General features: G+C 43.4%; 10 protein-coding genes. 4 read left to right on the forward strand and 6 right to left on the reverse strand.

Annotated features, from left to right (window positions below; translation table 11 throughout):
* Nucleotides 1–176: 176 nt before the first annotated feature.
* Nucleotides 177–1559, reverse strand: a complete 1383-nt coding sequence (locus CXF82_RS09415) for a Na+/H+ antiporter NhaC family protein (RefSeq protein WP_101091394.1) — start codon at nt 1557–1559, stop codon at nt 177–179.
* Between the two features lie 276 nt (nt 1560–1835).
* Complete coding sequence (locus CXF82_RS09420) at nt 1836–2774, reverse strand: hypothetical protein (protein WP_102038366.1); 939 nt, start codon at nt 2772–2774, stop codon at nt 1836–1838.
* A 456-nt stretch (nt 2775–3230) separates the two neighbouring features.
* On the opposite strand from CXF82_RS09420, the gene CXF82_RS09425 reads away from it, so the two are divergent.
* The 3 genes from CXF82_RS09425 to CXF82_RS09435 all read left to right on the forward strand — a co-directional run bounded on the left by CXF82_RS09425 (nt 3231) and on the right by CXF82_RS09435 (nt 6142).
* Nucleotides 3231–4346, forward strand: coding sequence for a permease (locus tag CXF82_RS09425; RefSeq protein ID WP_102044076.1), 1116 nt, complete (start codon nt 3231–3233; stop codon nt 4344–4346).
* Between the two features lie 183 nt (nt 4347–4529).
* Nucleotides 4530–4763, forward strand: coding sequence for a ribosome alternative rescue factor ArfA (locus CXF82_RS09430; RefSeq protein ID WP_101091391.1), 234 nt, complete (start codon nt 4530–4532; stop codon nt 4761–4763).
* A gap of 452 nt (nt 4764–5215) precedes the next feature.
* Nucleotides 5216–6142 (forward strand): DMT family transporter, encoded by a 927-nt coding sequence (locus tag CXF82_RS09435; RefSeq protein WP_102044077.1) that lies wholly within the window; start codon nt 5216–5218, stop codon nt 6140–6142.
* A gap of 53 nt (nt 6143–6195) precedes the next feature.
* On the opposite strand, the gene CXF82_RS22770 is transcribed toward CXF82_RS09435, so the two are convergent.
* A complete protein-coding gene (locus tag CXF82_RS22770; RefSeq protein WP_374702365.1) occupies nt 6196–6975 on the reverse strand; it encodes a DUF3465 domain-containing protein in 780 nt (259 codons plus the stop codon).
* A gap of 13 nt (nt 6976–6988) precedes the next feature.
* A complete protein-coding gene (locus tag CXF82_RS09445; protein WP_102044079.1) occupies nt 6989–7855 on the reverse strand; it encodes a 3'-5' exonuclease in 867 nt (288 codons plus the stop codon).
* Nucleotides 7856–8001: 146 nt separating this feature from the next.
* Here CXF82_RS09445 and CXF82_RS22580 point away from each other — a divergent pair, with 146 nt between their 5' ends.
* Complete coding sequence (locus tag CXF82_RS22580; protein WP_257982761.1) at nt 8002–8133, forward strand: hypothetical protein; 132 nt, start codon at nt 8002–8004, stop codon at nt 8131–8133.
* A gap of 83 nt (nt 8134–8216) precedes the next feature.
* On the opposite strand, the gene CXF82_RS09450 is transcribed toward CXF82_RS22580, so the two are convergent.
* Complete coding sequence (locus CXF82_RS09450; protein ID WP_102044080.1) at nt 8217–9071, reverse strand: pirin family protein; 855 nt, start codon at nt 9069–9071, stop codon at nt 8217–8219.
* Between the two features lie 135 nt (nt 9072–9206).
* Nucleotides 9207–10472: a BamA/TamA family outer membrane protein gene (locus CXF82_RS09455; RefSeq protein WP_101091468.1), complete on the reverse strand. Its 1266-nt coding sequence runs from the start codon at nt 10470–10472 to the stop codon at nt 9207–9209.
* Between the last annotated feature and the right edge of the window lie 58 nt (nt 10473–10530).

Consider the following 10530-nt stretch of genomic DNA (forward strand, 5'->3'; position numbering starts at 1 on the left):
AATACTGCTCTTCTAAGATTAATTAGACTCACTTTGGGTTCTAAATATGATGAATAAGCTAACGCCTATAGCTTTAAGAGCGCTCTAACCTTTCAACAGAGACATAAAGCCAGTTTTCCTCTGATATAAAAAAGGGCCGCACTTTAAATGCGGCCCTTGTCTATTACGGTTGATTTTTACGCTAACAGTAAAAAACCGACAAACGTAAAGGCGGCCACGATTAACGCATAAGGAAGTTGCGTGACTGCATGGCTCACTAGATTACACCCCGACCCCTGAGCGGCCAATACAGTTGAGTCAGAGTAAAAACAAGCCTGACTGCCAAAAGAAGATGCTGATAACAAAGCGCCAATAACCAGTGAAATATTGGCATCGACCGACTGTGCTAACGGCATAACAATTGGAATCGAGACTGCAAATATCCCCCAGCTAGATCCTGTTGCAAACGCTAGCACTGACATTGTTATAAACACCACTGCGGGCAGTAACTCTGGGGTCATATACGGACTCAAGCTGCCAATAACAAACTGAGGCAACATCAACTTGTCGCAAACATCTTTAAAGATAAACGCCGCTATAACAGTACCGATAGCGGGAAGCATGTTCTTAAAGCCATCAATCATCTGTTCCATCATATCTGACAGTGGCATCAATTTTTGTATGCCGTAATAAGGCAAGGTGATCGCTAACGTCGCAATCAGCCCTTTAAGTACATCGATATCAAAATAAACGGTAAAGCCAACCAACAACAAAATTGGCACAAAGAAGTTATGCAGTTTTCCGCCGTCATCGGCATGTTTAAATTCATCTTCAATCGCTTTAAGCGCATATTCATCAGAGGTTTGCACCGCATCTAAATCCATTTGCTTAATGGCGGGTTTACCTTGCATCGCGGCAAGCTGCGCTTTTTTCATCGGCCCAAATACCGGCACGATCCCTAAAATAACCAGCAGGACCATTAGAACGGCTAACCATGCATAAAGCATGTACGGAATAGCCTGCATATAAACCGCAATTCCCTGGCCTTCGCTAGCAATGCCGTTATCGACCAACAAGCCGCCAAAAAATACCGCCCAAGTGGACAGTGGCACCAACACACAAATAGGTGCAGCGGTTGAATCAACCACATAAGCCAGCATTTCACGCGATACTTTAAATTTATCAGTCACCCGCTTCATGGTTGAACCCACAGTGAGCGCATTAAGGTAATCATCAATAAAGATGACCACGCCTAAAATGAAGGTCATTAAAAGTGATGACTTCTGCCCTGTAGCCAATTTTAAAGCGTGACGACCAAATGCCATTGAACCGCCAGTTTTCACCAGTAGCGCAATTAAAGCACCGAAGCCACCGCACACTAAAATAAGCCAACCAATGGTTTCATCGGCCATAACAGATAACGAAGTATCAGCGAAATTGGTTAGCATATTAGCGCTGTCATACATCGCTAAACCCACTAATGCGCCAATAATCAAAGAAAGGATTGGGCGGCGTAGCACAATGGCTAACACCAATACCACCACAGGTGGGACAAGACTTAAGGCTGTCGGCTCAGACATGCGCTAAGGTCCTTATATAAAGTGCCAAAATGGCAAGGTTATTCACCAAACTCATACCGTTAATTGTTGAGTTCAATTGCTGCTTTATCCTTGAGAAGCCCGCCTTTTACCGGTCTTTAATGGAACCCTTAGAAAAACATCGCGCCGAAAATAATCCTCAATGGCTTTTGAGTCAATAAAAATTATTATTCGGTGGGCGTTTTTATTGCAAATTCATATGTAAATCAGCTAAAAATCTCAAAAGAGAGAATTAAATACTCGTTTTACGACTCATCCCTAGTCACTTTCATCAGCCTTAGAGATAAACAGACGACTAACGTCGTTGCTCCATAGCTGAATAATTTTACGGCTTTTGGCTTTATTCCAAAAACATTTACCAAACAAAATGATCCCTGCACCTTCAAAGTCGCGGCGCTCCTCTAAACCAAAGCGAGAGATCAGTGAATTGGCAAACATATCAATGGGGATCCCCACATCTTTAGTCTCAGCGGGATTCAACCACAAACGCTCTTTATCGGTATGAGAGATGGTGCCCCAATACAAACGCGGTGCACCGTTTTCAGTCGGCTCGGCATCGGCGAAATTTACAAATAGGTTTTTAGCACGCCAGCGATATTTATCATCGGTATATACCCAAAGATCCGATGTTGCCAGATCACTGCCGCGCAATAAGCTATGCAATACCTTTTCCAGTCCTTGAGTAGCAACCCGCTTTTTAGCGCTGGTTTCATCTTCTGTTTTAACGGCTGTAGGCCCAGTGAGCTCAGGTTTTAATAGCTCAGCTGTTGATAAGTCTGCCGCCACTGGCATTGGGGTTATGGCTGTAGGGTTGTTAGATTGGGTTTCATTTTCGATAAGCACTTTGGTGACCGTTGACGGTGTTTTGGCTTTAGTCATTTTTGGCGCACGGCTAAAATCGATAATCAGCGCATCGCTATCAACCACCAACTGATTAACTTCAATCGCGTGTTGCTCTTCACGCTCTTTGGCGGCAGAAGGTTTAAACTCAGCGCAATCAGCTTGATGATAACGCGAGCCAAAGCATGCGGCTTTACCATCTTTTGACGCTTTACGGTAATAGGCTTTACCTGCACACGCTGGGCACAAAAGTGCTTGGCGATATTTTTCAATATCAGCATCAGATAACTTTTGAAACTTAAATACCGAATAGGTTATCGGCTTGGTTTCGTCATATAGGCAAACAGCATCAAGCATGATTTTTCCTTTAAGCCTTTGAAAAGACTGTTACCATCATAAGCATTTGCTCTATTTTAACAATCAAATTATCACTAATGATTCACAGCCATTGAGCTTTCATGTTTATTTTGGTCATAGCTTCGTGACCATGCAGCAAGACAAAGACGATGCAGCGACAACACCGTGAAAATGGCAAGTACACCCCCTTATATTAGCAGAGCATTATCAGTCAAATCAGCATGGTCTTCTGGTGCTTATTAGCCCCTTTCCTTGAAGTCCAAAGTGGCTACAACCAACATTGCAGCCGTTATTTTAACAAACATAAAGCCTTTTACTTTGGTATTTACCCTGACACTCATTTCGGTAAAGCTCGAAATATAAATTGACTAAATTTAAAATACGTTTATTATCAGCCCATCCTAATTATTTCGGTAATTCCGGAAATAACAAACAAACATTTGTAAGGTCAATATTATGAGTCCTGAAATCATCACAATGGCAAAAGAAACAGCGAATATGTTCCTGTTTTTAGCCGCTGAATTAACGGTGCTATTTCTTGCTATTAGCTACATTGTCGGTATTTTGCAGGAGTATATCCCGCCCGAAAAAATACAATCGATTTTAAGCTCTAAAAAAGGTAAAGGCTACATCATCGCCGCTCTACTTGGCGCCATTACACCATTCTGTTCATGCTCAACTATCCCCTTTTTAAAAGGGTTGCTCAGAGCAAAAGCGGGTTTTGGCCCAATGATGGTTTTCTTGTTCTCTAGTCCATTATTGAACCCGATCATTATTGGCCTATTTGTGATGACCTTTGGCATTAAAGTCGCGGTATTCTATTTCTTAGTCGCTATGGTTGTGTCTGTTACCGCTGGCTATGTTTTAGAAAAACTTGGATTCGAGCGTTATGTGAAACCTGAAGCTTATGAAGCGGCAACGCCTTCTAGTTGCGGGACTAGTTGCGGAACTACGGACAAAAAACCAGTAACAGTGGCCGTAAAAACAATCTCTAGCGGCTGCGTACCTAAGCAAGAAGTGCAAGCGGTAATGCAGGGCAGTTGCAACGCAGAACCTGCACTGGCAACGGCTGGTACTTGTAGCCCTGCACCGCAAAGTGGTTGTGGAACACGTTCTAATGCAGCAAGTTCATCTGCTGTCAGTGACACCGTTAAACAAGACAACCGCTGGATACGTGTATGGCGCTCAACGTGGAAAGACTTTAAACAAGTTTTACCTTACCTAATGATAGGTATTTCACTTGGCTCATTAATCTATGGTTTTATGCCTACAGAACTGATTGCTAAATACGCAGGAGAAGGTATGTGGTATGCCATTCCTATTGCGGCGATAATCGGTATCCCTTTGTATATACGTGCAGAAGCAGTGATCCCTTTAAGCTCAGCATTAGTTGCCAAAGGTATGGCGCTGGGTTCGGTTATGGCATTGATTATCGGTAGTGCCGGTGCCAGCTTAACTGAAGTAATCTTGCTCAAGTCTATTTTTAAGAACCAGATGATAGCGGCATTTTTAGCAGTGATCCTCGGTATGGCGATAGGTGCAGGCTATCTTTACAGTTTCATTTTTGCCTAAGCTGACCCCTCTGTAATGGCTAAAGCAAAAAAGCATTAGCGCGTACAATTAATAAGCGTATAATTGCACTGTAGTTAAGACTCTATTAAACTAAGAAGGCTTAACTACAGTGCTCTACATTATTAGCGAGCACTCACCAACTGTAAGTTTGAAAATAAGTATATTAGCTAGAGGAGTCACATGATGGCAAAACATCGTCAGCAACAACCGCAGATTGAGCATGAAAGTGGTCGCGGCGTCATTAAAGATAACGCGCTAAAGGCAATCGTCACCAGTACCTTGTTTAGAACACGGACTGAGAAGCCTAGAAAGGGCAAAGGGTCTTACAACCGCAAACAACAAAAGGGGCAAAAGCTGAAGGGCTTAGCCCCTTTTGACTATCTGGCACTGAGCCTTTTTTATAGAATAGCTCGCTAGCTTCCCCTTCCCCAAAACCTAACTAACATCTGTCCCTAAACTCTCGCATAATGACCGTTCACTTTGCCCTGTAAAAACCTGCCATTGATTAAATTAGCGATTGTTGAATTTATCGGTTGACGACAGCTTGCAACAACTAGATTATTGAGCTTTCGAGACACTATATTCAGCTTGGTTAAATGACGCTTCTATTCACCTCTATTTATACGCAAATTAATTGTCTGACACTGCGACTCCTCGCCAGTGTGATGTGGCATTCTAGCTGCGCGGTAAATTGGGAATATAATAAATAGTTAGCCATTAATTCTCGATTCCACACCGCAAAGAGTCTGCAGCGCGGTGATGGATATTCCCCTCTTTACTCGCCCTTCTCTCCTGCGGTTCGATATTAATCTGTATCATTAGTGCGAGTCATGATTGATGACCCTACTATAAGCGCAAGGAGTGTTGAAATGTCAACAACAGCATTACCCAAGATGGTTCCAGCGGCATTTTTGTCGGTGGTATTAATTTGGTCGACAACGCCGCTAGGCATCGTCTGGAGCAGTGAATCAGTACATCCAACGATGGCGGTTTTACTGAGAATGCTAATTGCGCTGACTTTAGGTGCGCTGATCATACTAATTGCACGTATTCGACTGCCATGGAGTGCAACCGCGAGAAGGCTATATGCCGTTTCTTCGATCGGGATTGTTGGCGGGATGCTACTCAGCTATTTTGCCGCCCGATATATCCCCTCTGGCATCATGTCGCTGATCTTTGGTTTATCACCATTGATCTCAGGCTTATTAGCCCAGAAAATACTCAATGAACCCAAATTTGGTCCAATGCGATTAGTAGCGTTAGTCATGGCATTCATCGGACTTGGCATTGTATGTTCATCTAAGCTTTCACTTGAGAGTGATAGTTGGATTGGACTGCTATTGATCCTATCTGCGGTGAGTTTGTTTAGCTTGAGCGGAGTATTAATCAAAACGGTTAAGATAAATATCCACCCCATTGCCAGTACCGTGGGCGCACTTATTTATTCAACACCAATGTTTGCGTTAGCCTGGTTATTATTTGATGGTACATTGCCGATTGAGACTTGGCAGCCTCGTTCACTGTTAGCGATTACTTATTTGGGCGTTTTCGGTTCACTTATTGGTTTTATCAGCTATTTCTATATTTTGCAGTATCTCAATGCCAGCACGGTTGCGTTAGTCACGCTGATTACTCCGGTATTTGCCATGATGTTAGGCGCACAACTCAATGGTGAAGCCATTACCCAAGCCTTAGCGATAGGTGCTTGTTTTGTATTAACCGGTTTAGCCTTGTATCAGTTTGGCGATCCTTTGCTGAATAAGCTGTCTAAAAAGAGAGCCTGTCGCAAACGTTAACTGCAATTTAAGATAAACGGCGGATCATACACGCAGTTTATCGATAGCGACCACTATTGATACGTTTGCCCTTGATGCTTTAACCAGCCAGCAACATGCCGACCTTTAGGATCATGATGGGTCCAGTGCACCACACCCCCACGATCATTATATTCATATTCGCCCTTAAACAAGACGCGATCTCCGACCTTCAAGCTATCGATCTTCGCTGCCAAATCTATATTATGCGCAATCAGTAGAGTTTGGCCGCTTGAAAGCGTAATAATAAACCTCTGGTGACGGCTGCCTTTATTGTCGTCCGGTAACAGTCGACTCACAACCCCAGTGCTCTGCACCTGTATGCCACTTTGCTGTTGAGAAAAGGCCTGGCTTATCTGCTGCTCATCCGCAGCAACGGCACTCGATATATACGCGGAAGAGCTATAAGCACCAGAATTATTAGGCGTAGACACTCGGTTATAGACAAAACTAGCAATCGCCAATACCACTAGCATTATCGCAATACGATATAACATGCCTTTTATCGATTTAGCAGGTTCAACTTGATTGTCGAGGGCTTTTTTATCGTTAGTTTTGATCGGTTCAGTACCATCTTCAAAGGTTTCTGGATTGCTTTCGACGCCTTCAATCCTTGCCGAAAATGCGCGTTGTTTAGCATCGGCTTGGGTCTCTATTTGAAAATACAAAATATCACCAACCAATGGTCGCCTAGCCATATGTTGTAGTGCTGACATATGAATAAACACATCACAGCCCTCTTCTGCATTCTCTACCCGGATAAAACCATAGCCTTTGCTGTCATTCCAGCGAACTAATTGTCCCTTATTTATCACTGCAATCCCTCGTTTAAAAACGTTGTTGTATTGATTTTGGCCACAAGGCTTTATAAGCACTGAGTTGCTCAAACAGTGCATGAAAAATATCTAATGCCGCTAAGGCATCGCCTGCTGCGTAATTAATCTGCTCTGCTGATAGTGATTTATCAAGTGGAATAGCCCAGTTAGATAACGTCACCCGCTTACTCTTAGGTAATTTAAGCGCCAGTACCGTCGCAGCTATTTGCACGGTGCCCATCTGTTTTGCTGCGCCAAGTTGATTCATCAACCAATTGAGATCGAGTATAGGATTGAGCGCAATACCAAAGTCACGCTTCACCGCATTAACGTCACTGCGAAGGCCGATACCAATCTTAACGATATTCGAATCCTCGCCTAACACCTCAGTAAGTGCCGTTTTAAAAGGCAAAATATTGCTGCCAACCATTCTAAACAGATAACAATGGCTGCTCGTCGCAATTTGAATCAAGGAAATAGGATTGGTATTACGACGACCTTTTTCAAAAGTAGCCGCCGTTTCAGTATCAAAACCAACCCATTGCTGCGCCTTAATATCGTCAATAACAGCCGCTAAAGCCTCAACGGTCACGATGACGATTTGACGCGATTTGCCGTTTAAATTATCTGTTACCTTTTGAGTTTTATCGATACGGTAATCGCTCAAACGGGCGATATCCCTATCACTCATACGGCAGATTAAATTCGTACGCAGCAGCAGCCAATCAAGTTTTTGCTGATTTTTTTCGTTAGTGATAGAACTCAAGAATGCTTGTTCAGCACTTTCCATTGCCGCGAAGTAAGCATCTGCTTCCGCACCAAGTGCTTGCCTAAGCAACACCGACTTGTCTGCTGCCAATCCAAATTTATATAAGCTCATACTGTGTTTCTCAACGGTTTTAATCGCTATTAAGCAATGACTTCTCGCATCGAATCATAACTCGAAATCACACCTTATTGCGTACTAAAATCCAACTGATGAGTACCGAATCTGTCTAATACAACAAGAATAAGGTGCCGACAGACATGAAAGCTGACTTTATCTTAATCGAGCGTGATAGGTTCAACGACGATGCTAGCAGATATGGCCAACACAAGTTCACCAAACTTGGGGGCGATGGCAAAGCAGTCTTTAATATAGAAGATATTCAAGGGTAACTCGCCATTAACTAACCAATAAGGCGAGCATTATCGCTCGCCTTATTTAACCCAGTTATTTTAGGGGCTGTTCATCAATCCGCTTACGTTGGCGGAATATCACCAAAACGACCATGTTGATAATCATCAATAGCCTGACGGATCTCAGCTTGGGTATTCATGACAAAAGGTCCCATGTGCACGATATCCTCTTTGATGGGTGTCCCCACTAATAACAACACTCCAGCCCCTAAAGCCGTAGCCCTGAGCGTTAAAGCGGCTTTAGCATCGAGCAGTAATAATTGTTGCGCTTCATAGAGCTCTCCAGTGTCACTCGTTAGCTGCCCCGCATAGATATAAATCCCGACAAATGGGTGTTTATCCAGTCTCAGCTCTGCACTGCCATTGGGGTCGAGTATCAAGTCTGCTATTTCTGCTTTTCCAGCAAGCTCTTGAATGGGCGCTGTCACTGTTTTCCCTGCAAAGTCCCAATGACCAGCCAATGCTCTTAACTTAACGTCATGTGAATTGCTCACCTCTGGGATGGGCGTATTGCTGGTGTCTTGATAACGTGCTGGGCGCATCTTTTCGCTGGCAGGCATATTGAGCCAAATTTGAAAACCATGTAAGCCAGTATCAGCATCGGCTAAGGGCATCTCAGAATGGATCACGCCACTTCCGGTGCTCATCCATTGTACATCACCCGCCTGTATCGCTTTGACGTTACCGAGCTGATCTTTATGCTCCATACCGCCTTTGATAATATAGGAAAAGGTTTCGATACCACGATGTGGGTGTGGAGGAAAGCCGCCAATATAATCCGCTTTATCATCTGACTTTAGCTCATCAATCATCAGAAAAGGGTCAAAGTGACCGTGAGTAAAATCGGCGACGCGAGAGATATTAACACCGTCACCATCCATGGTACGCTGCGCTTGATGCTGACTAATAATGTTCATATGTTTCACCTAAATAGTTATCGACTATATAAGAGTAACAATCAGTGATTAGAATGAATAACGCGAAATATGGCGGTTTTCATTCTAATAATACGAAAGAAACGACCATTTTATGGGTGAGTCAATGCGTTGATACTAAAACGGATGGTCAACCATAACCCAACCGTTAGTCGCTTCATCGGAATGAGCGATATCAAAGCGGATCACAATACCGGCGGTTAATGCTCTTAACGACAAACCGTAATCAACTTTAAGATCAGACAGTAAAGTGCTGGCGGTATATTCTGGTGCCACTCTACCCGCTTCAACAAAACCAACCACTTGAAACCAATCTAATCTCAAAAACTTCAACCAATTAATGTCTTCTATCGGGTTATATTTCAAAGTATAGCGATATTCAGCACTGCTATAGATGGCCGCTTTGTCATGGAAGCGATTTTGATCGAAACCTCGCATACGATAAAATCCACCTAAAGTTGCACCTTCATTGTAGGGCGCGTTGTTGGTGACTTGTCGCCCGCCGAGTGCGTCATATTCAAGATCCCATGATGGCGAGTAGCCTGTCCAAAAGTTGAGTGCGAGTATTCGCTGACTGGCATAATCTGACTCTCCAAATGAAAAATACTTACTCATATCGAGGTTCATAAAGGTCCACTCATTATCAGAGTCTAACCATGCTGCATCGTGAGAAACTGAAAAGTACTGACTGCTACCACTTGATGGGTTAACCGAAAAATCAGTGTTGTCGTATAAGATCCCCAATTCTATGGCATGGATGGTGCCATCAAGCTCGCCATCGACAAATTCAAAACTTTGATAACGGTTAAACTGGCGTAACACCACCACGGTTGCGCCGCTCTCAAGCGGATCCCAGCTTTTGCCACCACTTGGCTCTGACACTAATAAGCCATTTTTAAGCTTGTATTCAACCATACCCTTATCTTTCGTCGCACCAATTGGTAATGCATACTCAAGCTTTATATCAAACCAGTTTGATGAACCATTGGCTTCTAAGAATTGTAGATTGGTTGAATCATTACTTCCTGGAAGTGGAGTACCCGCAGGAATTAACTCTTGCCTCCCTCCAGCATAAGCACGTTGATCAGGGTAATAACCAAGAAAACCGTAGGCACTTAAGAAAAAGCGTTCTGTTTTTGGCAGTTTAAAATTCCAAACGCCGAGCCCAATACCTTGGCTCACATCACCACCAAATACGGTGCCACCAATGGTCATCTGATCTTGGAAGTAGCCACTGAGCATGCCACCTAAACCAATGTTAAGGCCCATAGATTCAGAGTTGAAAAAATAAGGTAAAAGCAACTTTTCTTTAACATTGTCGGGCGTCTCAGCCCTGTCAATTGAGGTTTTAACATTAGCCGCTGGCGCTGCAAGTGTGCACATAGGTAACAACGCGAGTGCGAAGATACCGCTATTGAACGCGCTAATATTGGTTTTTAAA

Origin of the sequence: Shewanella sp. GutDb-MelDb, from assembly GCF_002836075.1 — a bacterium.
Classification (GTDB): Bacteria; Pseudomonadota; Gammaproteobacteria; order Enterobacterales; family Shewanellaceae; genus Shewanella.

What these genes read in the sequence shown, in the direction of transcription:
- CXF82_RS09415 (WP_101091394.1), bottom strand. Translation starts at nt 1,559, where the DNA reads ATGTCTGAGCCGACAGCCTTAAGTCTTGTCCCACCTGTGGTGGTATTG.
- CXF82_RS09420 (WP_102038366.1), bottom strand. Translation starts at nt 2,774, where the DNA reads ATGCTTGATGCTGTTTGCCTATATGACGAAACCAAGCCGATAACCTAT.
- CXF82_RS09425 (WP_102044076.1), top strand. Translation starts at nt 3,231, where the DNA reads ATGAGTCCTGAAATCATCACAATGGCAAAAGAAACAGCGAATATGTTC.
- CXF82_RS09430 (WP_101091391.1), top strand. Translation starts at nt 4,530, where the DNA reads ATGGCAAAACATCGTCAGCAACAACCGCAGATTGAGCATGAAAGTGGT.
- CXF82_RS09435 (WP_102044077.1), top strand. Translation starts at nt 5,216, where the DNA reads ATGTCAACAACAGCATTACCCAAGATGGTTCCAGCGGCATTTTTGTCG.
- CXF82_RS09445 (WP_102044079.1), bottom strand. Translation starts at nt 7,855, where the DNA reads ATGAGCTTATATAAATTTGGATTGGCAGCAGACAAGTCGGTGTTGCTT.
- CXF82_RS22580 (WP_257982761.1), top strand. Translation starts at nt 8,002, where the DNA reads ATGAAAGCTGACTTTATCTTAATCGAGCGTGATAGGTTCAACGACGAT.
- CXF82_RS09450 (WP_102044080.1), bottom strand. Translation starts at nt 9,071, where the DNA reads ATGAACATTATTAGTCAGCATCAAGCGCAGCGTACCATGGATGGTGAC.
- CXF82_RS09455 (WP_101091468.1), bottom strand. Translation starts at nt 10,472, where the DNA reads ATGTGCACACTTGCAGCGCCAGCGGCTAATGTTAAAACCTCAATTGAC.